The following is a 26,057-nucleotide window of genomic DNA, read 5'->3' on the forward strand; positions in this document are numbered from 1 at the left end:
TGGAGCTAAGGGGATTCGAACCCCTGACCCCCACACTGCCAGTGTGGTGCGCTACCAGCTGCGCCATAGCCCCATGGTGAAAAACGTATGTGGTTGTATGAAGTGGAGCTAGCAGAAGGCTTGTCGAAACTCGCCCCACCGGTGGGTTACATGAGATCACTGCACCGAACGACCCGCAGTCGCGCGGGGCGGCCTACCCAACGTGAGCCAGAACCGGTAAGTCCGCACCGCAGCATCGGTAGCGAGGCACTCGACTCTCTGGAACGGCGGTATCACGATGGCGAGGCGCTCCGCGCGGTCGCGAACGATGTCGGGCTGAGCCGTCACCGACTGGCGTCACTGCTTCGGGGGCGAGGCATCCGCATCCGCGGAGCGTCTCCTTCTTCCGCAGAGGTTCGAGAGATGGCCCGGCTCTACCGGGCCGGCGAATCACTAAAGCGCATTGGTGACGACTTGGGGTACTCAGCTGGCACGATTCGGAACCACTTGCTCGCGGTCGGCGTGACTCTACGTGGCTCGCAGGCCCGTGATCGATGAAGGAAACAGTGCGTTGGAGGGTGACCCCGAGTGTCGCTCTACTCGGAGGCAGTGATCGGTACACGGGCCACGGCGACGCTGAACCCCATGGTGACGAGTTGACGGCCTTGCTGCATCAGGTTCAGCTTGCTGAAGAACGGGAGCCAGTCGCGTCCCTCGCGAGTCGAGTTCGCGATAACTGCGTACGTGACGCTGTACCGCGATCTATCTACCGTCTCGTCGTCTCTCGGCACGAGCCGGAGCCAGGTCTCGCGTGACTCCGCCGCGACCTCGTCTTCAATCAGCTGGCGGACTTGGGTTCGGAACGCGCCGTCGTTGATGAAGGTGGAGGCGGAGACGCTTCCTTGCGCGAATAGGTGGCTCAATGTTGCGGAGCGGGACTTCCGCTTGACGTGGATCAGGTCACCCTGGTCGGAGAGGACGTCACAGAACTCTATGCCACTGCTAGCACCGCCAGGTCGTTTGATGCGTGCGTCCAATTTCAGCAGGTGCTGTGACGAGGACGCCGCCAGGCGCGTGTTGTAGTCGGCTTCGATTTCACCTGAACGTGCCGGCGGAAGGGCCACGTGCGTGTCTGGTAGGCCAGCAGCAAACGCGTCTACTTCCTCGACGAGCGTGGAGCTGACAGCGAACCAGCGTCCTTCGATGAGGACATGAAGGCGGCTATCGAGCCGCTGTTCGGTCACGATGCATTGATAGAGGTTCCACCGCTTGTCGAAGTTCCCCGAGCGCCCGAACCGGACGGAGACAGTCCTAGTCTTAAGGTTCTTCAGCGTGATTGTGGCGCGGTCGTCCCCAAGTCGGCTCAGATAATCATCGAGGTCCAGGTCTTCGTAGACGTGGCTGCGAGTTCCGGCGATCGTGAATCCGTCGATGTCCTCCCAGTCGATCGTCTCTGGCATGGCGAGGTGTGTCGCCCCAGTTGACCCAGTCCGCAGCTGCGCTACAAGAAGATTGTTGAGTGCTTCGACGGTCGCGTCATCCCGCACGAGTGAGAGCTGGTCGATCCAGCCGAAGTCCGTCTTGTAGTCGTCTGCGTCGAAAGCAGTCAAAAGGTCGTCGCAGATGGCAGGAAGTTCCAACGATGGGGTCGTGACACCCATGACCAGTGAGTCCGCTCCAGCGATTCTCTTGGAGAATGTTTGGTCGCGGGGTTCGCCGGTTACCGCGCGCAGAATGTCTCGGGAGATGTCGACACCAAAGGTCGGCAGCTCAGCACTCTTGCTCACTTGAGTGTTGGTTGACACGACAAGATCCTCGAACGTCTTGGTGTCGAGGCTGCGGATCTGACGAGGATCGATGCGGTTGAGCGCGACGCGTAGACCGAATTGGTACTCGATCTTGGAGAGGTCGAGCAATGATCGTCCATATCCGAAGGTGAGCGCGAAGATCCGGCCGCTCGTCCGGAGGAGCAACAGTCCCGATGTGGAGGCTGAGCGGATGTCACTGAGTTGGTCCGTCAGTAGAGGTTGCACGAACCCAACCCATGCCGGCACGGATGGCTGGGGCTTGACGTAGAAGAAACGGCCGTCGATACCGGTGGATGGGTCGATCTCGACGGCCACACTTGGCTTGTCCGGGTCGAGAGCATCGTCGAAGTCGGCGATGTCCTCTCGTAGGAGGTAGAATGTGAGTCGTCTCGACTTCATGATGCTCCTGTCGGCGGTGACGGGGCTGTCCGCGGAGCCAGATCGCCTATCGGGCTCCGCGGGCAGGCACGGCAATCATCCCTTTGAAGACTGTGGATCGCTGCCAGGGGCGATAGTGTCCTGTGCACGGATGGCCCCCTTCTTGGAACGCACCTGTAGCTCGCCGCCCCGTCGTTGCCGAGGATGGTGCGCGCCCTGCCAATGCCGGCGGCCTGCGTTGGCGTGACCGCACTTGCCCGCGAAGTGCCTGGCTTCCGGACCTCCCAGTCGCCGTCGTCGCGTTGTTGCACCACGCGCTTGTTGGGCTTTCCCATGATGCTCTTCCCCTTCTTCTACATGAACTCGTGCGGGAGTGCCGAGTTCGGGTCATTCGGCCGATTCGGCACGAGAGTCAATTTCGGCTGCGGATCGTCAATGCCTGCCAGGCGTCGCACGTGACGGGGGGTCATCTGAAGGTCGGCTGCGATCTTGGCGAGGCTGGTCCCAGAGCCATCAAGAAGGTCGATCGCTGACTTCAACAACTCCGGACGCTCTCCAGGAAAGTCACCAATAGGCATCGGCCGTCGCGGAAGGCTGTTCAGCGTGATGTAGCCACGGCGAACCGTGGACTCGGATAGGAGATCAAGTTCACGGGATCGAAAGAGCAGCGATGCCACCGAGACACCCCACCGCTGGCTGACCTGTTCGTAGCGGTTGAAGTTGACCCGCCTCGGTAGCTCGTTGGCGATCACGTCGCGCGGGGTTAGGAACTCGGCGGCGAACATGTCTGCTTGACGTTCCAACTGACTGTCGGTCCCATGTCGACCGTGATGTAGCACGATGTGCCCCAGTTCGTGCGCTGCTGAAAAGCGGTGCCGCATCACGTCGTTCGCCTTGTCAGGTGTGAGCACGATCATCGGGCGAGGGAGTGCCGTGGTCGAGAACGCGTCAATGCGGCTCTTCTCGTCCAAGCTTTCGTCCTGCTTCATGGAGAAGAAGACCGTCAGGATTCCGTGCTGTTCCATCTGGTACACAAGATGCCGGATGGGTTCGCTCCCCAAGGACCAGTGTCGCCGAACGGCTTGTGCCGCAGTCACGGGGTCCGGAACATCGGCGGAGTCAACGCTGGCCCACTCCGGAAGGTCGACTTCCGGAAACTCGACGCTCTCTTCGAGGTAGCACGCCAGTTCCCAGGCTTGCTCGACGTAAGCAGTGGCCTGCTGTTGTTGAGCGACGCTGGTAGAGCGGAGACGCCGGAAGGAAGCCTCGGCGATGTCGACCTGGGCGCGAGGTCGCCCAAGGGCGAAGAATCCCGGCGGAACGCGAAGGGCGTCGGCCAGCGCGGCTACAGTTTCGGCCCGAGGGCGAACCTCCCCACGTTCGTATTGTCCGATAGCGGCGGCGGAGACGCCGACTTTGCGGTGGAGCTCTGCCTTGGACATCTTGTTGATGCGTCGAGCTTGGGTAAGTCGGGCGGGGTCGAAAAGTCTCGCAACATCAGCCGCGTCTGTGGACTGACTACGGGGGTCGCCCATCGTTAACTGCCTTCCTTCTCGGCCGGGCGAGGGCGAAGCTTCACGGTAGTGCGGGGGCGATCACCATCCGCGAAGCTGCCAACAGGCGCGAGCACGGCTGCGGGCGCCTCGCCCGCAACAGGCACCTGATAAGTGAGGCGTTCGGGGTCGGTGAACACCAGGTAGCGGCCGTTGAGCTGTGCCGGAGCGAAGTAAATCGTGCCGACACCCTGGGGCGAGCTGCTGTAGTAGGGCACGAACAGTGTTGCGCGCGTGTCACCTTCACTGAGGACGGTGAGCGCGTCGCGGAGTCGGGCGGGCTGCTCGACACCGAAAGCCTCGTCAAGCTCGAACAGTCCGGCGTCGACGTACTTGGTGTTGCTGGTCTGCTCCAAGAGTTCGCGACGCGACTCCGGGAGGTAGTTAAGCCTGATGCGGCGGTGGTTTCGAGGCATCTGCTTGCCCACCCGGAGCGGGAAAATCAGTGCATTGCCGAGGAAAGTCAGCGTGCGGCGACTCCTGGGTATCTGCACCTCGCGGTAGGAGGAGAAGTTGGCGAGAAGAGTGCGGAGTTCCTTCTGCACACCACGGGACATACCGGCGCCGTACACGTCTTGGTCGCCATCAGGGTCGTCGTACTCCGTGTGGGCTCGGGCGGAACGCTCCTGACTCCTCTGGATCGCATGCGGAACCTCCCGGCGGATTGCACATAGTTCCTCTCGTGTGAACTCGCCGCGCCAGTCCTGGCGTTCGCACTGCCCTGTCATGGGACTCCTCTCGATGGCGAGTTCAGACTATCCCAAACTTCAGCCTTGCGCACAGATCCTTCATTCTCGCGCGTGTCGTGGCCATCTGATCGCTCGTAAATGCAGGAGCTTCGTACCTCCCGAGGTCAATTCACTCCACGTTGGTGTCGCCTGGGGCGCCGCCAGTGAGCCCGACTCCGCGTTCTAGGGGTGCAGCTCGACTCCGCGGCCAGAACAGGTCACGTGACATGCAGCCCGGCCGAAGATGCCGATCACATTGTCGGACCTACGGGCTTCCTCTCGACGGCCACTGATCTTGGAGCGGTACTGGAGCTGCGCTGAGGCACCGCCGCCTGCGCTCGTTCCGCAGCGACCCGCGCGCGGGCGCGGTCGATCTTCTGCGCCGTGCCTTCGGGCTGGGCGCCGAGCGGTGTCGGATCGGTGATCTGGTACCGGTCACGGTAAGCAGCTACAACCAGGGCGCGGCGTCGCCACTGCTGCCGCTCCCGCCCAGTCGCGGGTATCGGACCGAGTGCCATAGCCCATGATTCTTGCGTGTGGAGGGCGGTGTCGAGGACCGCTTCTGCTCGGGCTTCGATGAGGTGGCGGCGTTCGGTCAGCGCTTGGCGCATGTCGGGGGTCATGGGGCCGGTGGCTTCGGGAATCAGTCCGGCGATGAGGCGCGGTGCCTGTCGTGTGCGGCCGGAGCCGGCAGGTCGGGTGGTGGCGTTGGCGAGTCGGTGGCGGATGACGGAGGCGATGTCGTCGGCGTCAGCGAACCCGCGCGCCTTGATGAGGCGTGGCAGGAGGGTGTCGACGTTGTGGTGGTTGGCTTCGGCCCGGCGCAGTTCCGCGGTCAGAGCGCCGAAGGCGTCGGAGTCGATGACGGCTTGCGCTTGGTCGGTGGTGAGGCCGCTTCTGGTGATGAGAGCAGCCCAGCGGTCGTGTTGGGCTGCGGCGGCGATGGTTTCGTATTCGGCGGCGAGTTGGGCAATCGAGCCCCACCGGTCCTGTTCGGCAGTGATGGTCTCGTGCGCCGACAGCTCAGCACCACTGTGTTGGAGCACGCCGTAGAGGACCGTGCGGGCGGTGGCGTCGGGATTGTCGCCCGGATGCGACGTGGCGTGGCCGTCGGGTCGGTCGAGGATGACGTAGGCCTGGTTCGATTCCCGTCCGCGGGTCATCGCGACATACAGGTTCTCCCTCGTGGTGGTGGGTTCGACGAGGACGTGGGCGGTGTCGGTGGTGATGCCTTGGGCGCGGTGGGCGGTGACGGCGTGGCCGAGGTCGACGTGCTCGGCCACGTAGTCGGCGGGTAGGACGATGCTGTTGCCGAACCGGGTACCGGGTGGGCGGATCGTGATCGACCCGTCGTCACGCACGGCGGTGATGGTCCAGGTTTGGCCGTTGCGGACCCAGCCATGTCGGTTCCGCAACCGCCGGTCGTTGCGGCGGGTGATGATCGTGTCACCCACGCTCGCTGTGATCCGTCGGACAGGGTGATGTCGGGGCCGGGCTTCAGCGTGCCGTCGAGGATGAGGTCGGCGCGGGCGCGGACGTTGAGGGCGGTGACGTTCTCGCGGGTTTCGGCGATCAGCACCGACGCCAACCCCTGCTGTCGGTCGTGGCGCCAGGCGGTGTAGGCGGCATCGGTCATGGCCTCGGCGTCGCCATCGTGGATGCGGTCATGTGCCAGGTAGGTGTCGATGACTGGGGTGCGGCCGTGCCGCAGTTCCAGGGATGCGGTCTTCTCCCAGGCGTGGGTGAAGCGGTGGACATCGACCAGTTCGGGGGCATCGTGGCGGTCGTGGATCAACAGGCTGAACACACCGCCAGCGTCGACGGACTGGAGCTGTGCGTAGTCACCGACCAGCAGCACCTTCGCCCCCGCATCCTCGGCTGCCTGCGTGATCCGGTCCAAGGAGAGGGTGCCGGCGAGGGAGGCTTCGTCGATGATGACCAGCTGCCCGGGCTGGAAGGTGGCGCCGGTGTGTTGGTGGGTGGTCCACCACTTCGCCGTGTTTTCCGTCTGAATGCCCAGATTGTCGGCCAGTACTTGCGCCGCCACCGCAGACGGTGCCAGCCCCACTACCGACCCAGCACCATGCTCAATTTCCCACGCCCGGCGGAGTGCGTTCATCGCGGTCGTCTTGTCGACGTGTCGGGTTTGACCGGCGTACCTACCAGGCAACGAGGGAGGTCGTCATGGACGGCACAGCAGCAAGCAGTGGCATGGAGCAGGTGGTGGTGTACCTGCGCATCTCCGAGGATCGTACCGGTGCGGAGGCCGGGGTCGAGCGGCAACGCCAGGACTGCCTGGAGCTGTGCGCGCGGCTCGGGATCAGCGACCCGGCGATCTTCATGGACAACGACATCTCGGCCTACTCGGGCAAGAAACGCCCCGGCTACCTCGACCTACTCGAACGCGTGAAGCTGGGGCCGTCGCGGATTGTGGCATGGCATGTGGACCGCCTCTACCGTCGCCCCCGCGAACTGGAAGACCTCATCGACCTCGTGGAGACGCATCCGATCCGGATCGAGACGGTCAAGGGCGGCGCGTTCGACCTGAACACCCACGAAGGCAGGCTCATGGCCCGTCAGCTCGTCGCGATCGCCTCCTACGAATCCGGCCACAAAGCCGACCGCATCCGCCGGGCGAACCAGCAGAAAGCCGAGCGCGGCGACTGGCACGGCGGGGCAAAGTACGGGTACGGCATCGGCGGCGTCCTCATCCCCGAAGAAGCCGCCGTCATCCGCGAGATGGCCGACCGGTTCCTCGCAGGGCAGTCGGTGCGGCAGATCACCAGGTGGCTCAACCGCGACGACGGACCAACACCGCCGTCGAAAGGCAAGAGCCGGTTGAACGTGTGGCACGAGAGCACCGTCGGCTCGATCCTGTGCTCCGCGCGCATCTCGGGGCAGCGCGCCTACGAACCAGCATCCAAGACGACGGCGACGTGGGAACGGCGCGATCGGGCGATCCTGGGGCCGGGGAACTGGGAGGCGATCATCACCCCGGAAGAGACGATGCGTATCCGGGCGGTGTTCAACCATCCCGACCGGCGCGTGGGCCGCTCCTCCAAAAGCCTGCTCGCCGGGCTGATTTCCTGCGCGAAGTGCGGGAACACGCTCGTGTCGTCGGGGTTGCACCGAGGCGAGACGTCTATCGGGAAGCGCCGCTTCTACCGTTGCCTGCCCCTGCCCGGCAGGCCCGAGCGGGGCGGGCTCGTCGTGTCCGCGCACGGCATCGAAACCCTGGTAAGCGAAGCGATGATCGCGCGCCTAGCCGCGACCACGCTGCCGACCGCCGCGCCGGGCGAGGACGCCGGGATCACCGCGGCGATGGAGCAGATCACCGCCGCCCGTCAGCGGATGGAGGACATGGCCCGCGACTACGGAGCCGGGCTGCTCTCCCGCACCGAGCTCCACGCCGCGAAGACCGCCGCCACCGCGGCAATCAACAACGCAGAACTCGTCCTGGGACGTAACGCGAAGTCGTCCGCGTTGAAGGGTATCCCCATCGGCGACGAGCAGGCACTACGAGAGGCGTGGGAAACCGAGTGGTCGATCCCGCAGAAACGAGCAATCATCGCCGCACTTCGACACCCTCATCGTCAAACCCGCACAGCCCGGCAAGACCGGGGCGAGGTTCCGACCCGAACGCGTCGAACTCACCTTCAAAGCCTGAACCAACACGGCACGCGCGAGGTCATCGCTTGGGGCGAGTGAGGACGCGGAGCTTCGCCAGGGCGACCGGATCGGTCACACCGACCGGCACCCCGGAACACTCGCACGCCTCGCGCGTCCACACCACCGGGTCAAACCCCGGCGGCAGACCGCTCGGAACCCGGCTCTGCCGCTCACGAGCCGAGGGTGCCGGGGAAGCCTTGGGGGTGCTGTGTGCTGCTGTGGTTGCCATGTCAGACAGGTACGCAGCATCAACCACAATATCTAGTGCGAATGAAGCGATGCAAACGCTATATGTAGATGTTGTCGCGAGTAGCGCCACCCGGTCGATGCCACCCGGAGGCCGGGCCGCACCACCGAGGAGGTTCACCGTTCAGGCGTCGGGTTGGGGTGGGCGGCGCGTATGGCGTCTGTCAGCGCGTTGTCGTCGCGGAGTGAGTCCGGCGGTTCACCGTTGAGCAGGCGCAGCAGTATGCCGTCGCCGGTCGGGGTGCCGGTGTGCTTCGCCGCGGGATGGCCCAGTACGATCCGCAGCAGCGCAGTCCAGGACCGTGGCGGCAGACCCAGCACGACCGGCACGGTGCGGTCGCGGCGCAGCACCTCCACCGCACGGGACCGCGAAGACAGGTCAGCCAGCCGATAGGCCACATGCTCCACGCAGTCGGCCACGAGCGCGGCATCCCAGCCCTCCAACACGAACAGTCCCACCACCTCCGACAGCACGGCAGCGACCGGCCCGTCATCCTCACCGGACTCTGGATCATCATCGTCGGGAGCGACCGCGAACGCAGGATGGTAGTCGGCCAGGCCCTCTCGGTCCGCGAACCGCACGGCATCATGGAATCCGGCGATCCTGGGCGTGCGGCGGGCCTTGCTCGTCGCCACCAACAGCCCAGCAGCCCGAGCCTCGACGCCGCAGGTGATCTGCACGGCGCGGGTGACCACGGCCCACGGGTTCCCTGCGTTCCGCGTCGAGGGGGCGAGCATGACCTCGAACGCCGCCGACGCGATATGCCACGGGTCGAGGTTGTGTTTCCTGGCCAGCCGTCGATACCGCTCGGCGGTGTAGCGCATCAGATCCGCCGCCTCCCGATCACCCTGCCACGCCCCAGGCCCAGACTCGTGCAGGCGGAGGAGCAGGGCGCGTAGCCCTTCGGGCGTCCCGAATCCTCGGCTGCCCGGCTCCGCAGCGTCGTCGGCGGCGGGCGGGGTGTGTTCGGCCACGGTGGTACCTCCCGTGAAGGAGGTGGCCCACCAGGAGCCAGACCAGGACGCTCACCAACGCGCCCCTATGCCCGCCGCTCGTCAGCATTACTGTTCGACTTATCCCAGTGCCATTTCGAAACTCTCGGCTGACCGTTGAGATGGCGACGGAGGAATTACCTGGGGTGGATACCTTGTGCTCCGGGGGCGCAGCCGTGGCTCAGTTCGCGGCGCTCGGGCGTTGTTCTGTTCATGCCGTTCGTGTGCTTTCTGGTGAGGGAAGTTGCTAGACGGCGGCGAGTCCGATGGTGACGAGGATGAACCCGAGGAGCTGAAGCGATCCTCGGGTGATCTGGAAGACATCCCAACGGCGGCGCATTGCGATGAAGCCTTCGGGTGCGGTGTCCTGTTTGATGCGTCCGGTGCGGAAGTTGATGGGCACGTTGCCGAAGATGGTGACGATGAGCGCGATCCCGAGGGCGACGGCGGCGGAGATCAGCCAGGCCGAGGGCGTCGGGATTGCGACGGTGATCGCGAGGACGGTGGCGGCGGTCATGCCGATGGGCATGATGCGTCCGTAGGTCTTGAGCAGCCCTTTCTCGAAGGTGAGCTGGTCGTCGGGAGCGAGTTTTCGGATCACGGGGTGCACGAGTGCGACAGAGGCGAACTCGGCTGACCCGACGAATCCGGTGACGAGGATGGTGGCAGTCTCCAGCCAGTTCATGATGTTGACCTTTCGGCGGCGTTGTCGCGCTGTAGCGCGATCCACCTGGCGAACGGGGTGGGAGGGGTGCCGAAGTCCTGGAACCACGCGGTGGTGTCGGTCACGTCGCCGTGGCGGTCAATGCTGTCGAGGATGCCCAGGGGTCTGGTCATCTCGCCCTTCAGGAATAGGCGATTGATGGCGCGCATGAACCCGAGCGGCATGACCCGCACCGCGTTCGATGCAACGGGCTTGCCGGATATTGCGCCCGCGTATGCGGCGGTCGCCTCCCGCAATGTCATCGTCTGCTCCCCGGCCACGTCGTAGACCTTGTTCGCGGTTTCGGGCATCTCGAACGCGCGGGAGGCAGCCGCCATGATGTCGTCAGCGGCGACGGGGTGGATCGGGTGCGGTTGGTTGCCGATGAGTACCGGGCGGCCGCCTCGGATGAACTTCGCGAGCGTTTCATTGATGAACCCGACACGGAACACGGTGGATGCCACCGGGCTGGCCATCAAGAGTTGCTCGCCACGGGCCTTGGAGTGTTCCCAGGGATAGTCGGCATAGGCGGGCTGTGCGAACATGCCGGAGATCAGCACCACGCGCCGCACCCCAGCCGCTTCAGCGGCGGCGGCAACGTTCGCAACGCCGTCTTCCTCGATGTGTCGCGCCCGCTCAGGGTCGCTCCCACCGTTGAGGGTCAGCAGCACGCCATCAACGTCGGTGAACGCGGCCACCAACGTGTCGGGGGCCGTGACGTCACCCCGCACGGTCTCGACACCCTTTGGTAGCGATGCCTTCTCTGGCGACCGCACGATCGCGCGCACTGTGTGGCCGTCTGCCAGCAGGCGGGTAAGGGCGTACCCACCGAGGTACCCGGTTGCTCCTATGACAGCGATGCGTGCCATCCCCGCCTCCTCACGGATAGTGCGATTATCTATTTATGGATACTAGTATTATCCATCTGAAAGCGCCAGCGCGATGGGAACGAGGTGCAACGTGGAGATGCGGATGGCGGAGCTGTCACGGCGGTCAGGGCTCAGCGTGCCCACGATCAAGTACTACTTGCGCGAAGGGCTGTTGCAGCCGGGGCGACGGACGAGCGTGAATCAGGCCAGATACGACGATGCCCATCTCGAACGCCTCCGACTGATCCGCGCGCTCGTGAAGGTTGCCGGGCTTCCGCTCGACAAGGTTCGGGAGGTCGTGCAGGCGGTCAGCATTGAGTCTTCCGTCCTCGATGCGATGGGCGTCACCCAAGACGCACTCGTTGGCGACGTTGGAGCCGTCCCAGGCGAGGAGGCTGCGTTACAGCTACTCTCGGAGCTCGTCACCGCGCGCGGTTGGCGATGCCAGGAGGAGTCGCCCGCGCACGCCGCAGCGGTTCAGGCGATAGCTGAGCTGCAGGCCGAAGACCTCACCCTTCTTCTGGATCGTCTCGATGAGTACGCCGACGCCGCGGACGCGGTTGGACGCATCGACGTCCGGGCCGTCGCTGAGGCCGAGAACCTCGAAACGATGATCCGCGGTGTCGTCCTGGGCAGCGTGCTTCGCCGCCCACTCCTGGACTCCCTCGTGCTCCTTGCCCAACAGCACTACGCCAACCAGCTCAACCAGAAGATCGAAACCACCAGGCACGACACTCCCACACGTCAAGCTCGCGCATAGCGCTCATCGCTCGACACGGATCACCTGCCCTGCCATCGCTAGAGCCAGACCCCCTACTTCTCTGGATCCAGCCCCGCTACTTCTCTGGATGCACGCATTTTACGGCGGGGCCGTGGTGCACACCTCCCTCATGAGACCACTCATGAGGGAGGGCCAAGATGAAGGGCGGCGTGATCCTGTTCCGCGGCAGCGGTGCTGCCGCCCGCCGCTATGTCGAGGCCGACCGGTCCCGCGCCGACGAGTACTACCTCGGCGCAGAAGACGCCGTAGCGGAGTACGCCGTGATCGACTCCACCGGCGAGCTCACCTTTGCCCGGTCGCTGTCGGCGGACGAGTACGAGGGGTGGGTGGACTGGATCAACCCGGACACCGGGGAGTCGATGGGCACGCCGCGGAAGCCCGGCGACGTGCGGAAGGGGTCGCCGTTGTTCGCGGAGATGACGATCAATGCCCCCAAGTCCCTGTCGGTCGCCGCCGCCCTCCACCCGGCGGTATCGGAGGCGTTGGATATGGCGCAGCGTGACGCGGCGACAGAGATTCAACGGTTCCTTGGCCAGCACTCGGTCACCCTGGCGGGGCCGCGCGGCGCGCAGGAAGTCCTCCCGGTCGAGCACATGCAGACCGTCGCGATCACGCACAAGACCTCGCGGGCGGGTGATCCGCACCGGCATATCCACTTCCAGATCGGCACCCGGGTGTGGGCGGCCGGGAAGTGGCGGGCACTGACCACCGCGGCCCTGTTCAAGCAGCAAGGAGCGATCCGCGCCCTCGGCACCGCGGTCATCGCCGCGCACCCCGAACTCGCGCAGACGCTCGCGGAGCACGGTCTGACCCTCGACCCGGTATCCGGTGAGGTGACCGAGCTGGAACCGTTCAACGCGGTCATGTCGAAGCGGTCGGCGCAGATCAGACGCAACCTGGACCGCATGGTCGCCGAGTGGCAGGCGGAGCATCCCGGCGAGACTCCTGGCCCGGCACTCACAGCACGGTTGCAGGATGCCGCGTGGGCATATCAGCGTCCCGGTAAGAGGCCTGCCGACCTCAAAGATGAGCAGTGGTGGGTGAACGAACTCACCGAGGCCGGATACGACCCGGCCCGCTTGCATCGGCGGGAGACGCCCGCGCCGGTATCGCTGGATGACCTGTCGGTGCAGGAGGTCGCCAGTCGCGCGCTGGACCGGAGCGCCGCAGGAGCGTCAACGTGGACGCGGCACACCGTGGCCGAGCACGTCACGAGGGTCATCACCGAGGCGGGCGCGCGGGTGACGCCCGCTGAGTTGCGGGAGTTCATCGGTCTGGCGACCGGGCTTGCTGTCTCGGATTGCTTCTCTGTTCTGCCGCCGGGCGCACTCACGCCGGAGCATGTCGCGCATCTGACCAGCCTCAGCGTCGTCGCCGCCGAGACCGCGCTACGCGACCAGATCACCACCGCTGTGCCGGATCGGGAGCCGGAACACCCGGACGTGACCCGCGTGGCGCACGCCACCGGACTCGATGCCGGACAGACCGTTGCGGCAGCGGCGGTGGCTTCTACCGATCCGCTGGTGATCGTGGAGGGTGCGGCGGGCAGCGGGAAGACGACCATGCTGCGCACCGCGATCACCGTCGCCGCCGGACACGGCAGGGCGTCGCGGGTGGTTGCACCGACGTTGCGGGCGGCGCAGGTCGCGCACGACGAACTCGGCGTACCCGCGACATCGATTGCGGCGCTGGTGCACGCGCACGGGTGGCGGTGGAACCGTGACGGCGTGTGGACACGCCTGAACCCCGGCGACACCGATCCCACAACCGGCGGCACCTATACCGGGCCACCCGAAGACGCGCGACTGGATCGCGGCACACGGGTGATTGTGGACGAGGCCGGGATGCTCGACCAAGACACTGCCCACGCCCTCCTCACCATCACCCAAGAAGAAGGCGCCACCGTCGCGCTCATCGGTGACCGCGCCCAACTCCCCGCGGTCGGCCGGGGCGGTGTGCTCGACATGGCCGAACAGATCAGGGGCCGCACCTACGACATGACCGAACTCCATCGGTTCACCGACCCCGACTACGCGGCCCTCACCCTCGCCATGCGCGACCGGGAGAACCCCGGTGACGTGTTCGACCGACTCGCCACCCTGGGCCTCGTCATCCTGCACGCCGTCGAGGACGCGGCCCGCGAGCATATCACCGCCCACGCCCGTGACGGGGAGGCAATCACCGTCGCCACCAACGAAGAAGCCGCTGCGGTGAACGAGCGCATCCGCGCCGGGAGTGTCGAGCGTGGCGAGGTAGACGACACCACGACGGCGACCGGCAGCGACGGCTTGAGCATCGGTGCCGGTGACCTCATCCAGACCCGCCGCAACGACAGCACCCTGGGTGTGGCGAACCGGCAACAGTGGACCGTGCAGCACGTCACCGACGAGGGCACGGTGTATGCACACGAGGTCGGCAGCGACCGCAAGCACCTGCGCACCGTCGCGCTTCCACCCGAGTACGTGGCCGAGCACGCGCACCTGTCCTACGCCGCGACCGCGTACGGCGTCCAAGGCGCAACCGTTGACGGCTCCCACACGCTGCTCAGTAACGCGCCGAGCGCGGCGGGCGTGTACGTCGGCATGACCCGAGGCCGCGACACCAACCGGCTCCACATCGTCGCCGAGAACATGGACGACGCCAAGATTCGGTTCATTGAGGCGATGGAACGCGACCGGGCAGACCGGGGCCTCGACCACGCCACCACCCAAGCCGTCGAAGCAGTGCGCGGTCTCGTCAGTGACGGCCCGGCCAAGCTTGTCACCGCTGAACTCGTCCGCCTTGACCAGGAAGCCGAGCGCGCCCGGAGACAGGCGGAGCGGTGGGAGCAGATCGCCGCACGCCTCGACGCCCAACGCACCGCTCATCGAGCGGGGGACGATAAGAGCACTGCCGTGCTCCGCAAGGCCGAAGACGAGGCCGCACGAGTGCGCGCCGAGGTCGCTGGACCGCTCACCGCTCAAGCCGCACACGACGGTGCGACCTATCTCAGTGCTGTCGAGGGTGAAGACACCGCACGCGCCCGACTCGCCACCGTGGGCAGGTTTGGCCGACGCAAAGCCCGCGCCGAGCACCGCACCGCAACCGAACACACTCAGACGTTGCGCGGACAGGTCACCACCGAATGGGGCACCACGCCGAGCGGCTCTGACCGTCTCCCGGAATGGGCAGCCCGAGTCGCCGCTAAGCGCGCCGAGACCGATCCGCGCGTGACCGACGCCGCCCAAACCCTCGAGGCCGCCACCGCCGACCGGAAAGCGACACTCGGGCGGCACGAGCAGGAGCGGCTGGCGTTGCTGGTCAGCGAGTACGGGGCGGAGCGAGCACGTCGTGACCATCTCGGCATGCGGATAGCGACCCCCCACCGCGACGCCCGCGACGCCCGAGCGCGAGCCGCCACGACCCGTGCTGAAGCCGACGAACTGCGCGGTCTCCCCATCACCGACGCCGCCCGACGCATCGAAGCCAAGCGTGCCGATCAGGAGCACGCTCGACAACGAGCAGCGGAACGGGCGCGGCAGGTCCATGACCCGTTTGCGCTTGATCCTTACCGCCACGACCCCCGTCGCGAGGGGCCGGCACGCGGGCTGTAGCCGTGTTCGTGCACCTATCCTGATTATGTGGAGACAGCAGTGCGGGGATGCGGACCGGTACTGGCGGCAGGCCGACGGCACTCAGTTGCGCTGCGACAGGATGGCACCGTGGTCGCCGTTGGTGATGGCAGAGCTGGTGAATGCGATGTCGACCGCTGGGAAGACGTGATCGCGGTAGCAGCGGGCAACGTCCATACCGCCACGAACACGGGCAAATCGCACACCATCGGTCTTCGCTCAGACGGCACAGTGCTGGCGACTGGATGGAACGACGACCAGCAGTGCGAAGTCGGAGGATGGCGAGACATCGCAGCGGTAGCGGCGGGTTGGCGACGCACCCTCGGTGTCGCCTCGGATGGCACGGTGCTGGCTACCGGACGCATCAGCGAGGGCGCGTGCGATGTGCGATCCTGGCGAGACATCGTGGCAGTCTCGTGCGGCGACTGGCATTCGGTCGGCCTATGTGAGGACGGTTCAGCCGTAGCGGTCGGTAACAACCGACGAGGGCAATGCGCTGTTGGGCACTGGCGGAACCTCACGGCGATTGCGGCAGGTTACCTCCACACGGTCGGGTTGAGACACGACGGGCGAGTACTCACTACTGCGGCACCGGCCACAGGAGCGGGCAACGTCAGCCGGTGGGAGGAGGTCGTCGCGGTGGCCGCCGGGAGTCGCCACACAGTGGGCGTGATCGCTTCCGGCCGGGTTCTGGCCGTTGGGGATAACAGCCACGGGCAGTGCGATGTCGAGGGCTGGGACAACATCATCGCAGTCGCAGCAGGCTCCGCCCATACCCTCGGCCTGTGCGCTGATGGTGCCCTCGTCAGCGCAGGAAACAGCGCCGACGGCAGGCGAGACGTCACGTCGTGGATAGGCCTGCACTGCCCTGAAAGAGACTAGAAACCACAGGAACACGACGACCAAGACCGGACCCCTGCGCCTATGCCGCTACACTGGTGGTGGGACAATAGTGTGCACGAGCGGGAGGAATGTCATGGCAGCTTCCATCGATCTGGAATACCCGTTCACTGGCCGCTGGATCGTCCAGAACAGCCCCGCCAACCGAGTACCCAGCCATGGCACGGCGCTGCTGGCCACGTCCTACGCCATCGACTTCGTTCCCGCCGATGGCGCCGGGCGCTCCGCACCCATCACGTTCAGTTCGTTCATACGACCCGAACCGGCAGAGAAGTTCTCGGGCTTTGGCCGCATGCTCCTGACGCCTGTCGAAGGGATCGTCGTCTCCGCGCACGACACCGAACCCGACCACCCTGCATATCGCGGACTACCGTCTATCGGCTATGCCCTCACCCAGCAACGCCGAGCCCGAGCAGGGTGGATCGCACTTGCCGGTAACCACGTACTCATCGAGTCCGATGGTGTCGTGGTCGCCCTCTGCCATCTCCAGCAAGGCAGCCTGAAAGTCCGGACGGGACAGCGCGTGCAGATAGGCACCGGGCTCGCGCGCTGCGGGAACTCCGGCAACAGCACCGAGCCGCACGTCCACATCCAAGCGATCACCACCCCCGATATCGAGCGCGCCGCAGCCGTGCCCCTCACGTTCAGGGGCACCCTCCCGCGCAACGGAGCGGTCATCGACATCAGCGATTAGTGGTGTCAAACACAACATGTGGTATTGCCGGCCCCGGCCGGCCCCGCCAACACATCCACGACCCGGCCCGACACCGCGACCGAGGCCAAGGCTGCTGCCTGGTCTGGACCGAGCATCCGACCCTCGGCATCAGGCTTGCTCGTGATGGTCTCGACGGTGGCGAGATCGATGCTCGGGCCGGTGGTGGTGCGGGCCCGTTGCAGGAGGCGGTCTTCGGCGGCGAGGAGGGTGTCGGAGGAGAACACGGTCGAGTGCTTCGGACGGAACACGCTGGTGCCGTCCAGGCGGCGGAACTCCACCGGACTGGTCGCGAGCTCGGGTGGGGTCAGGCGCAGGGACGCCTGTTCGGCAGCGTCGGCGACCATGGCGGTGATGGCTTCGCGGTCCTCGACGGTGGCGAACCGCCACCCCATCGTTTGGCGGGCGGCTTCGGCCATCAGGTTCCAGCGCCGCCACGTCGAACGCTTCTCACCGACTAGCTCGACCACCGACCGCCCCACCTGCCCGATCAGATCCAACGGCACATCATCAGCCCGCAACAACAACTGCCGCTCCCCGGCAGTGACGCTCCGCGCCCACACGGTGGCATCCATACCGAGCTGCTGGCTGGCGCGGGTGCGCCACTCGGCTGTTAGATCAGCAAGCGAGCGGACCTGCTTCTCCGGCCGCGTCGCGAGCGTGGCCTGGGCGCGCAACCGGATCACGGTGGCATCCGATGGCTGCCGTCCGTGGGTGGCCACGTACTCGGCTACCAGCCGGTCCTTCTCCACCTCGATCTGCCGCGCCCGCGTGGAAAACTCCGCCACCAGTTCCTCGGGGACATCGGTGATCGCCCACGACGGGTTCCGGTCCCGTCCCATCTCCCGCGGCTCCCACCTCACGCCGAAGGTGCGTGTCATGTGGTCGGCGAACACGGCCTCGTGCAGCTCGGACAACGCGACAACCGCGGCATGCATCGGCCGCCCATCCAGACTCCGCTACTTCCCATCCAAGACCGTTTGGGCCTTGTTGCTGATCACCACATGCGTATGCAAGTGCGAGTCCCCGGCACGGGAATCGAAGTGATCAAACGCGGTCGCGATGAGCCCGGTGACGTCGACCTGTGCAACCGCGCCATCCTCAGCGGTTGCGCCCGTGCGGGTGGCTGCAACCTCGCGCTCCATGAACGCAACCACCGCCGCAACCGCCTCATGATGGGCTTGCGCAATCAACGCCTGCGTCCCCGCGTCCGCAACCGCCCACAACACCGACGCCGACTTCGGCACACTGAACGTGAAATCAAACCCCGCCACCGCACGCCGCGACCCCGCGCAGCCTCCTCCGCCTCGATCTGCGCCACCATCCGGCCCCGCTCCCCAGGGCCGAGCGACGGGTCCAGCTGCGCGGCACGATCCGCCGTCGAGCTGTACACCGGATACGCCCGCCCCAGCGGGTCACCAGTGATCGGGTCCCGCCCCATCCCCACTAGCAACTGGAGCTGCGCTTCCGACACCTGGGCGCCAGGTGTGAGTTCGCCATTACCCAGAGCGGTGACGCCGGAGCCGAGCCAGTGTCCGGGTGGGGTGCCGGCCTCGGCGTAGTAGCGGGTCAGCGGCGTCGACAGCGACCGGTCACCGTCACCAGCCGCCACGGTGGCAGCAGGTACTTGTAACCATCGCCGGCCGACATCACCCGCATCGACACCGTCACCCAAACCACCCCTCACCTGCTCGTCACACAGGTGAGCCAGCGCCCTCCCAACCTCGATCTGCAAGACGCGTGGCAGATCTGTCGAGGTCTCTCATGGAACGAATCTCGATGATGCCGGGGCTCTGCGGCCGTGGGTTAGCTCGGGATTCGTACTGGCCAGCATTGATACGGATCTCCGCGTCTTTGAGCAGAGACGGGATATTGAGTTGCTGACCGGCAGCGGGGTCACCTACGCTGGTGGGCATGTTGTTCTACGGCACTGCTTCGCTGCGTCTGCGCAGCCGCTAACAGCGGCGGGCACCCTCCACAGGTTGTTGCTCCCGCACCCGATGATCACGGCCGGGCGGCTCTTTCAGCGTGCCCGGCTCCGGAACAACCACGGAGCAAACAGTGCCTACCTATCGAGGTGGCCGTCATGAGCACGGCCAGAACTTCCTGACTGACCCATCCACCATTGCCACGATCACACGGCTCGTGGCTGCCACCGAGGGCCCGATCATCGAGATCGGCCCCGGTGACGGAGCACTCACCACCCCGCTGGCCCAGCTCGGGCGGCCGGTGACAGCCGTCGAGATCGACACCAGGCTCGCCCAACGCTTGACCCAACGACTCCCGTCGCACGTGGAGGTCGTCGCCGACGACTTCCTGACCTACCGGCTTCCAACATCTGCGCATGTGCTCGTCGGCAACCTGCCGTTTCACCAGACCACGGCCATACTGCGCCGCATCCTGCACTCCCCGGCATGGACCGATGCAATCGTGCTCGTGCAATGGGAAGTCGCGCGGCGCAGAGCGGGTGTCGGCGGTGCCACGATGATGACGGCGCAATGGGCGCCTTGGTTCGAGTTCACGCTGCACAGTCGTGTTCCCGCTCGCGCGTTCACCCCGCGTCCGGGAGTCGACGGCGGAATCCTCACCATCCACCGTCGCGAACATCCGCTGCTGTCCCCGACACGGCGGCGCCAGTTCCATGCCCTGGTCCACCGCGTCTACACCGGCCCCGGCCGCGGGCTTGCACAGATCCTCGCGCGCACCACCTCACTCGGGTCACCACAGACCACACAGGCGTGGCTGACACGCCACGGCATGACCGCTGCAGGACTCCCGAAGGACCTGCCCGTCGAGGCATGGGTGGACTTGTTCAAGACCACCGGTTCTTCACCGACTGCACACCGTGCGCAGACGCAGCAGGTGAAGTCGAGGAGACGCCGTCGATGACCATCGCAGCGCGGCACCAGGCCTGCCGCTACACGTCAACAGCTAGGAGTGCCACGGAGCACCGTTCCGGTGAAACATCCACAGAACTGGCAGCGCGGCTGCTCGCAGAAGCACCTCAACGGGATTGGAGACTCCGTGACCTTGCCGCGCTAGTTCACCTCTCGGTGTCACAGCTGGGCAGAGCGTTCACACAACGATTCGGGATGCCGCCCATGCGGTACCTGGCTCACATTCGGGCCCATCGGCTGGCTCACCTTTTGGTCGAGACTGATCTTCCAATCGGCGTCGCCATGACAAAAGTCGGGTGGCGCAGCCGTGGACATGCCGCACGGCAGTTCACCGACGTCGTCGGGATCAGCCCGTCCGAATATCGGCGCACTGCGATTAGGCGCACTCTCACGGAGACCAGCCCGTGGCCATCAGCAACGCAGGGCAGCCCCGAATCAAAAGGCCCCCTCACGACAGGAGTGCCGTGAGGCCGTCGGAGAGAATCTCGCGTGGGCTGATGTGGTGCGTCGCGTGGAGCCGCGCATAGGTAGGAGCTTGGTCAGGGTCAATGGCGACGCGCTTCTCGTCAGACGCCATGGGTGCGGTCAGCGAGGCGCCAATCACCAGGTTGGACAATCGGTAGGCAGTTCCCAGCGGATCCGGGGTACCCGCTTGTTCGAGCAGGACGCACATCCGCTCGGAAAGGGCCAGGTAGGCCGGGCCCCTGGGAGCGCGCATACCGATGACCTGACCGGCCCACCGGTGGGTCGTGAGGTGCGCGAAGAAGGCGTGCATCAGGGCAGGCAGGTCGGCGTTGCGGATCGACTCGGACATCACGGGATCGTCTGCAAGCGCCGTGTCGAGGGCGAGGTCGAACAGATCGTCGACGGATTCGAAGCGGGAGTACAGGCTGGCTGGAGCGACACCCACCTGTTGCGCCACAGATCGCAGGGTGAGGGCCCTCAACCCGCCTTCGTCCAGCAGCCTCACCGATGCCCTCGCAACCTCCCCGATGTCCACTGCACGGAGGCGTCGCACAGGTTTGCGATGTTCCCAGTAGCCCACCCCACCAGCCTAACCAAACATGCTTCAGTTAGCTATCCTTTCTACGTTAGGTTTAGCGCATGCTGGATGCCACCACCCTCCCGATCACCTTTGAGAACACTCGCCTACGCCCCCTCTCTGAGCTGGACGCAGACGCGTATGCGGCCGGCACCAAGGATGAAGCTGTGCGGTGCTTCGGCCACCTGCCCGACTCCGACTACACCCCCGAGTCCGTGCGACGGATGATCCGTGACGAGGTTGCTGAGGGTCTGTCGTCCGGCACGCTGGCAGTCCTCGCACTTGCCGACGCCGAGACGGACCGGTTTGTGGGCTCCTTGGTGCTCTTCGACGTCAGCTCCGAGGCTGCCGAGATAGGGTTCTGGATTCATCCGGATGCGCGGGGAGCAGGGCACGCTCGTCGGGGCCTGGAGTTGGCATCGCGCTTCGCACGCAACAGTGGACTGCGAACCTTGACAGCACGCACGCTCCTGGAGAACAAGGCCTCCCAGCGGTGCTTGACGAACGCAGGGTTCCATGAGGTCGAGCGAGCCATCGGGACCACGCCCGCAGGACAGCGCGAGGAACTATTCCATTACCGGCGCGATCTCAAGCCCACCGCCCAGTGGCCGTTGGCGACGGAGCGGCTTCGGCTCCGTCCGCATAGCGCCGACGATGCCGAATGGCTTCACGAGCTGTACTCGCGACCCGACGTTGCCCGCTACCTGCTGGACGAGCCATGGACCGCGGAAGTCACCCACGACAAGCTCACCGAACGCCTAGCGAAGACTGACATCGATGGCGAGACTGGCGCGCTTGCGCTGGTCATCGAGCATGACGGCGTCCCGATCGGAGACGTCGCGTTGTGGCTCACCGATCACGAGCACCGTCAAGGCGAGATCGGGTGGGTTCTCGACCCGGCGCACGGTGGGCAAGGTTTCGCCAGCGAAGCCGTCCGAGCAGTACTCGCCCTCGGGTTTGACCACTACCGGCTCCACCGCATCACCGCGCAGATGGATGCCCGCAACAGCGCCTCGGCAGCACTGGCTCGTCGTGTCGGGCTCCGGCTCGAAGCACATCACGTCCAGGACTGGTTCAGCAAGGGCGAATGGACCGACACCCTCATCTTCGCGCGACTTGCCTCCGAGCACATGCGCCAATGATCGGGAGTCTGACTTTCATGCTCCCTGTAGGCGGCTCCCAAATCTACCGCGCTCTGACGACGTATCGGCATATTGAAAGGCTGAGATGACTCAAGATCCCCTGCGCCGGCCTCGCAGCGCACACGGTGGTTCGTGCTCACCGCCGTCTCTCTCGGTTTGCTGCTTGCAACGGTCGACACTTCGATTCTCTACGTGGTCGTGCCTCTTCTGACGGACGAGTTGTCGGCGAGCGTAAGTGAGTCACTGTGGATCATCAACATGTACCCCCTCGTCATGACTGGCCTACTGCTGGGCACCGGGACGCTCGGGGATAGGTTCGGACACAAGCTGGTGTTCCAGATTGGCATCAGCGCGTTCGGGATAGCTTCCCCACTCGCAGCCTTCTCTCCAAACGCGTGGGTGCTGATCGTCGCGCGGGCACTACTCGCGGTGGGTGCAGCACTGATGCTGCCCGCGACACTCGCGATCATCCGGTTCACGTTCGAGGACGAGGATGAGCGCAACGTCGCCATAGCTGTTTGGTCGAGTGTCTCGATCGGTGGCATTGCCTTCGGCCCGCTCGTTGGAGGCCTGCTCCTGGAGTGGTTCTGGTGGGGCTCGGTCTTCCTCATCAACGTCCCCTTTGCCCTCGTGACCTTCTTGTTGGCGGCCATGTACGCGCCAGCGGCTCGCGCATCGGCAAGAACGTCCTGGGACTTGCTGTCTTCTGTGCTGGCTCTCGTTGGGTTGACTGGCCTAGTCGCAGCGATCAAGCAGGGTGCCGTATCGGCCCCCTCCGGTGCGTTTATTACAGGGGCACTTGCGACGAGTTTCGTCTGCTTCTGGTGGTTCGCACGGCGCCAGCGGAGACTCCCAACACCGCTCCTGGATTTCTCGGTCTTCCGCAGCCGATCGGTCGTTGCCGGTGTCTTGGCAGCAGGGCTGGCCACATTCGTCTTTGCCGGAGTTGGGGCGGTGACTTCTCAGCACTTCCAGCTGGTTCGTGGATTCTCACCCTTGCAGAGCGGACTCCTGTTGGTCGCGATCGCGGCGGGCGCGACGGTGACCTCCCTCCTTGCGGGTTCAGTGCTTTCCCGAGTCGGCCGCGTCGCCTGCTCGGCGCTGGCTGTGTTGTTGCGGGCGGGGGTTATGCACTGGCAACCCTGGTTCTGGAGGCGAACTTGTGGATGTTCGCGGTCAGCCTGTTCCTCGCGGGCACAGGAATTGGAGTCCTGATCACAGTGGCTTCCTCCACGATCATTTCCAACGTGTCTGGCGCTCCGTACGGCGGGTGCCGATCCTGCCACCCGACCGCATCCGCACCCTCCCCTTCGGCACCGGCGTCACCCTGCTCCGCTCCGCGCCGCCGATCATCACCGACCTGACCGCCTGGCCCACCCGTCCCGACGCCGAGGCCCTCAAGCGGGGTCGCGCCCGGCTCGAACAGCTCCTGCAGAACCCCCGTGCATGACCGGGGTCGCGGGGTGCACCTGACCGGTACCAGCATCCCACACCACCGGCGGGCTGCAGTCCACGAGTTGAGAGGTACCGCGTCATGTCCATCCGCACCCAGGAATCCCTGTCCGGGTTCATCGCATCCGATCCACAGCTGACCTACACCGAACGCGGCGATGCCCGCTTCTACGCCCGCTACGGCCAAGAGAACTTCCTACGCGAAGAAGACGGCACCTTCACCAAACTGGAACCCTCCTTCGGCAACCTCGTCTTCTACCGCGCCACCGCCGAACGCGCCTTCGAACGCTTCACCAAAGGCGACCAGTTCGTCGCCGAAGGCTACGCCCACGACTACACCTACGAACGCGACGGACAACGCATCGCCGGCGAAGAGTTCGTCACCAAGAAGATCGGCCACGACACCGCCCGCACCCGCTACGACGTAGACCGCACACCCCGCCAAGCACTCGAACGCCAGGCGGCTGGGCAGGCCTTTGAACCACCCCAGCACCACCAGGCCACGCCCGCTGCCGACAGCCTCAGCATGTGACCCGGGGGAGACATGAGCACTCACGGCCTCGAGCCCGACGACCAGTACGAGGACCCCGGCATCCTCGACGACCACCCCCACACCCCCGACACCAGCGCGCTGCCAGAACCACCGCACCCGATCAACTGGAACCTGCTATCGGCGCAGGATCTGGAAGCCGAGCTGCTGGAGCTGAACCGGTGGGTCGACTGGCTCCGCCACACCTACGGCCTACCCGCCGCGGTCATCCCGCCCTACTGGCACCGCCACCCCGAACTTCTGTGGGAACTGTCCGCCCTGCACCTGCACTGGCTATGCGCCTACGACCCCGAACAAAACGGCTCCGCACCCCTGGGATGGCACCGCGACTTCGCCGACGCCCGCCACCGCCTCCGTGACTGGGTCACCGCCTCCGGCACCCGCCTGGACCGCGACCGACCCACCCGACAGACCACATGGCCCGGCGAAGAACCCCAACCCGCCCACGACGAGTCCGTCATCACCGACCGAGACGCCGACTTCGCCCAATACGTCATCGACCAGGTCAACGAACGACAGGCTGCCGAAGACGCCTTCTACGCCAGCCTGGATGACCGGATCGACCCGGCTACCGATGAGGTTCGCGACGATGTTCTGGGTCCTGAGGGTGGATGAGGATGGTGCGCAGGTATCACCGCACCACCGCCCGGGTCGAAGCGGATCGGCCCCTGCGCGTGCGCTATGAGCCGCGCGAGGAGATCGATGTCGCGAAGGTTGCCGAGGTGTTGATCCGGATCGCGCTGCGCACCGCCGGCGACCAGCCCGTCGGGCAGTCCGGCGCCCATCTTCGTCGCCTGTTCGCAGCCGAACGCTAAACTGGGTCCACATCAAGTTTCGGCGCTGTTGGCACCTACTCTTGCTAAGCCCCGTTCGCGGGGTGTTCTTTTCGACTCTGACGTGACCGCCTCCGGCGCCCCACCCGCCCCCAGACATGTGGGGGCTTGTGAAAGGCGGTCACCATGACACTCGATCAACTCTCCGGCCTCGACATCTCAGTCCTTCGACGCCTCGCCCGCACCACACCACGCCCAGACACCACTGCGTCCGGAAGTGAAGGGAAGGTGGCGGCGATCAGCTACCTGCGGGTCTCGACCAAGGATCAGGCCACCCGCAACGGGCTGGAAGAGGGCCTGTGGATCCCGGCCCAGCGCGAAGCCGCGCAGCGCAAGGCCGAACAGCTCGGTGCGGTCATCATCAAGGAGTTCATCGAGCCCGGCGAGTCAGCCAAGACCGCCCAACGACGCGCGCTCCAAGAGATGCTCGACTACGCCACCACGCATCCGGTGCGGTACTGCATCATCAACAAGGTCGACCGCCTCGCCCGCAACCGGCTCGATGACGCCAAGATCCACGCCGCGCTGCGGGATGCGAACATCAGCCTGGTCTCGGTCACCGAGAACATCGACGAGACCCCCTCAGGGATGCTCATGCACGGCATCCTGGCCTCCATGGCCGAGTTCTACTCGCTGAACCTGGCCCAGGAAGTCCTCAAAGGCATGATCCAGAAGGCCGCGATCGGCGGCACCCCCACCAAAGCGCCTCTGGGCTACCTCAACGTCCGCACCACCGACGCCCGAGGACGCGAGTCCCGCGAGATCGTGATCGACCCCGAACGCGCCGACCTCGTCCGTTTCGCCTTCACCGCCTACGCCACCGGGGACTGGTCCCTGTCGCGCCTGGCCAAAGAACTCACAGCCCGCGGCCTGACCACCCGACCCACCCCCTCCCAGCCGGCCAAACCAGTCACCACCACCGGGCTGCACAAGATCCTGACCAACCCCTACTACCAGGGCACCGTCACCTTCCGCGGCGTCACCTACGACGGCACCCACCAGCCCCTCGTCGACGCGGAGACGTGGCTGCGCGTCCAGACCAACCTGGACGCCAACAACGCCCGTGGCGAACGGCCACAGAAGTACGACCACTACCTCAAAGGCACCCTGTCCTGCGCCTGCGGAGCCAAGCTCATGATCGAACGCCCCCGCGACAAGTCCGGGGACCGCTACGAGTACTTCACCTGCTCCGGACGACGCCGCAAGACCAC

General features: G+C 65.6%; 24 protein-coding genes, 1 tRNA gene and 2 pseudogenes. 15 read left to right on the forward strand and 12 right to left on the reverse strand.

Annotation, left to right across the window (positions count from 1 at the left end):
- A tRNA-Ala gene (locus tag RIU96_RS11755) sits at positions 1–73 on the reverse strand.
- Between the two features lie 77 nt (positions 74–150).
- Between RIU96_RS11755 and RIU96_RS12015 the strand changes: the two genes are divergently transcribed.
- Positions 151–537, forward strand: a complete 387-nt coding sequence (locus tag RIU96_RS12015; protein WP_144689923.1) for a helix-turn-helix domain-containing protein — start codon at positions 151–153, stop codon at positions 535–537.
- A 38-nt stretch (positions 538–575) separates the two neighbouring features.
- Here RIU96_RS12015 and RIU96_RS11760 read toward each other — a convergent pair whose 3' ends face one another.
- The 5 genes from RIU96_RS11760 to RIU96_RS11775 form a co-directional block, all read right to left on the reverse strand.
- The gene (locus tag RIU96_RS11760) at positions 576–2,186 is read right to left on the reverse strand and encodes a DUF6119 family protein (RefSeq protein WP_136651686.1); all 1,611 of its coding nucleotides are present in this window, start codon (positions 2,184–2,186) and stop codon (positions 576–578) included.
- A complete protein-coding gene (locus RIU96_RS12020; protein ID WP_353955724.1) occupies positions 2,183–2,500 on the reverse strand; it encodes a DUF2188 domain-containing protein in 318 nt (105 codons plus the stop codon). Before RIU96_RS12020 ends, RIU96_RS11760 begins: the two co-directional genes overlap by 4 nt.
- Positions 2,501–2,518: 18 nt before the next feature.
- The gene (locus RIU96_RS11765; RefSeq protein WP_136651687.1) at positions 2,519–3,700 is read right to left on the reverse strand and encodes an XRE family transcriptional regulator; all 1,182 of its coding nucleotides are present in this window, start codon (positions 3,698–3,700) and stop codon (positions 2,519–2,521) included.
- Between the two features lie 2 nt (positions 3,701–3,702).
- Positions 3,703–4,446, reverse strand: a complete 744-nt coding sequence (locus tag RIU96_RS11770) for a hypothetical protein (RefSeq protein WP_136651688.1) — start codon at positions 4,444–4,446, stop codon at positions 3,703–3,705.
- Positions 4,447–5,605: 1,159 nt separating this feature from the next.
- Positions 5,606–6,565 carry an AAA family ATPase gene (locus tag RIU96_RS11775; RefSeq protein WP_220184543.1) on the reverse strand — a complete coding sequence of 320 codons (960 nt, stop codon included), beginning with the start codon at positions 6,563–6,565 and terminating at the stop codon, positions 5,606–5,608.
- A 65-nt stretch (positions 6,566–6,630) separates the two neighbouring features.
- Here RIU96_RS11775 and RIU96_RS11780 point away from each other — a divergent pair, with 65 nt between their 5' ends.
- A complete protein-coding gene (locus RIU96_RS11780; RefSeq protein ID WP_181729331.1) occupies positions 6,631–8,154 on the forward strand; it encodes a recombinase family protein in 1,524 nt (507 codons plus the stop codon).
- A 324-nt stretch (positions 8,155–8,478) separates the two neighbouring features.
- On the opposite strand, the gene RIU96_RS11785 is transcribed toward RIU96_RS11780, so the two are convergent.
- The 3 genes from RIU96_RS11785 to RIU96_RS11795 form a co-directional block, all read right to left on the reverse strand.
- Positions 8,479–9,336: an exopolyphosphatase gene (locus RIU96_RS11785; protein ID WP_136651689.1), complete on the reverse strand. Its 858-nt coding sequence runs from the start codon at positions 9,334–9,336 to the stop codon at positions 8,479–8,481.
- A 265-nt stretch (positions 9,337–9,601) separates the two neighbouring features.
- Positions 9,602–10,039 carry an anthrone oxygenase family protein gene (locus RIU96_RS11790; RefSeq protein ID WP_068483897.1) on the reverse strand — a complete coding sequence of 146 codons (438 nt, stop codon included), beginning with the start codon at positions 10,037–10,039 and terminating at the stop codon, positions 9,602–9,604.
- Positions 10,036–10,926: an SDR family oxidoreductase gene (locus RIU96_RS11795; protein WP_136651690.1), complete on the reverse strand. Its 891-nt coding sequence runs from the start codon at positions 10,924–10,926 to the stop codon at positions 10,036–10,038. The genes RIU96_RS11790 and RIU96_RS11795 overlap by 4 nt, the downstream gene beginning before the upstream one ends.
- A gap of 73 nt (positions 10,927–10,999) precedes the next feature.
- Between RIU96_RS11795 and RIU96_RS11800 the strand changes: the two genes are divergently transcribed.
- From RIU96_RS11800 to RIU96_RS11815, 4 genes are all read left to right on the forward strand, one after another.
- Entirely contained in the window at positions 11,000–11,686 is a 687-nt protein-coding gene (locus RIU96_RS11800) for a MerR family transcriptional regulator (protein WP_259884284.1), read from the forward strand.
- Between the two features lie 158 nt (positions 11,687–11,844).
- Positions 11,845–15,300: a MobF family relaxase gene (mobF, locus tag RIU96_RS11805; RefSeq protein WP_136651691.1), complete on the forward strand. Its 3,456-nt coding sequence runs from the start codon at positions 11,845–11,847 to the stop codon at positions 15,298–15,300.
- Positions 15,301–15,339: 39 nt separating this feature from the next.
- Positions 15,340–16,200 carry an RCC1 domain-containing protein gene (locus RIU96_RS11810; RefSeq protein ID WP_181729333.1) on the forward strand — a complete coding sequence of 287 codons (861 nt, stop codon included), beginning with the start codon at positions 15,340–15,342 and terminating at the stop codon, positions 16,198–16,200.
- A gap of 94 nt (positions 16,201–16,294) precedes the next feature.
- A complete protein-coding gene (locus tag RIU96_RS11815; protein ID WP_119932700.1) occupies positions 16,295–16,912 on the forward strand; it encodes a M23 family metallopeptidase in 618 nt (205 codons plus the stop codon).
- A gap of 5 nt (positions 16,913–16,917) precedes the next feature.
- Here the strand turns inward: RIU96_RS11815 and mobF (RIU96_RS11820) are convergent.
- Positions 16,918–18,213: pseudogene (gene mobF / locus RIU96_RS11820) on the reverse strand (MobF family relaxase); the annotation flags it as partial.
- Positions 18,120–18,617, reverse strand: a complete 498-nt coding sequence (locus RIU96_RS12025; RefSeq protein WP_353955725.1) for a relaxase domain-containing protein — start codon at positions 18,615–18,617, stop codon at positions 18,120–18,122. The pseudogene mobF (RIU96_RS11820) and the gene RIU96_RS12025, both read right to left, overlap by 94 nt.
- A 374-nt stretch (positions 18,618–18,991) precedes the next feature.
- Between RIU96_RS12025 and erm the strand changes: the two genes are divergently transcribed.
- On the forward strand, positions 18,992–19,819 hold the full coding sequence (erm, locus tag RIU96_RS11825; RefSeq protein ID WP_136651696.1) for a 23S ribosomal RNA methyltransferase Erm: 828 nt from the start codon (positions 18,992–18,994) through the stop codon (positions 19,817–19,819).
- Positions 19,816–20,295 (forward strand): helix-turn-helix transcriptional regulator, encoded by a 480-nt coding sequence (locus tag RIU96_RS12030; RefSeq protein WP_220184540.1) that lies wholly within the window; start codon positions 19,816–19,818, stop codon positions 20,293–20,295. The genes erm and RIU96_RS12030 overlap by 4 nt, the downstream gene beginning before the upstream one ends.
- Here RIU96_RS12030 and RIU96_RS11830 read toward each other — a convergent pair.
- Entirely contained in the window at positions 20,276–20,872 is a 597-nt protein-coding gene (locus tag RIU96_RS11830; RefSeq protein ID WP_311196711.1) for a TetR/AcrR family transcriptional regulator, read from the reverse strand. The two genes, RIU96_RS12030 and RIU96_RS11830, sit on opposite strands and share 20 nt — an antisense overlap.
- Before the next feature lie 59 nt (positions 20,873–20,931).
- Between RIU96_RS11830 and RIU96_RS11835 the strand changes: the two genes are divergently transcribed.
- The 7 genes and pseudogenes from RIU96_RS11835 to RIU96_RS12035 all read left to right on the forward strand — a co-directional run.
- On the forward strand, positions 20,932–22,011 hold the full coding sequence (locus RIU96_RS11835) for a GNAT family N-acetyltransferase (protein WP_136651699.1): 1,080 nt from the start codon (positions 20,932–20,934) through the stop codon (positions 22,009–22,011).
- A 132-nt stretch (positions 22,012–22,143) separates the two neighbouring features.
- Positions 22,144–23,226, forward strand: coding sequence for an MFS transporter (locus RIU96_RS11840; protein WP_136651700.1), 1,083 nt, complete (start codon positions 22,144–22,146; stop codon positions 23,224–23,226).
- Between the two features lie 55 nt (positions 23,227–23,281).
- Positions 23,282–23,461: a hypothetical protein gene (locus RIU96_RS11845; protein ID WP_220184539.1), complete on the forward strand. Its 180-nt coding sequence runs from the start codon at positions 23,282–23,284 to the stop codon at positions 23,459–23,461.
- Positions 23,462–23,545: 84 nt separating this feature from the next.
- A complete protein-coding gene (locus tag RIU96_RS11850; RefSeq protein ID WP_311205009.1) occupies positions 23,546–23,995 on the forward strand; it encodes a single-stranded DNA-binding protein in 450 nt (149 codons plus the stop codon).
- Between the two features lie 12 nt (positions 23,996–24,007).
- Entirely contained in the window at positions 24,008–24,628 is a 621-nt protein-coding gene (locus tag RIU96_RS11855; protein WP_136651702.1) for a hypothetical protein, read from the forward strand.
- A gap of 2 nt (positions 24,629–24,630) precedes the next feature.
- Complete coding sequence (locus RIU96_RS11860) at positions 24,631–24,828, forward strand: hypothetical protein (protein WP_136651703.1); 198 nt, start codon at positions 24,631–24,633, stop codon at positions 24,826–24,828.
- Between the two features lie 144 nt (positions 24,829–24,972).
- Positions 24,973–26,055 (forward strand): annotated as a pseudogene (locus RIU96_RS12035) (recombinase family protein); the annotation flags it as partial.
- Positions 26,056–26,057 lie beyond the last annotated feature (2 nt).

This window comes from Corynebacterium sp. Z-1 (genome assembly GCF_031844665.1).
Lineage (GTDB): Bacteria > Actinomycetota > Actinomycetes > Mycobacteriales > Mycobacteriaceae > Corynebacterium > Corynebacterium sanguinis.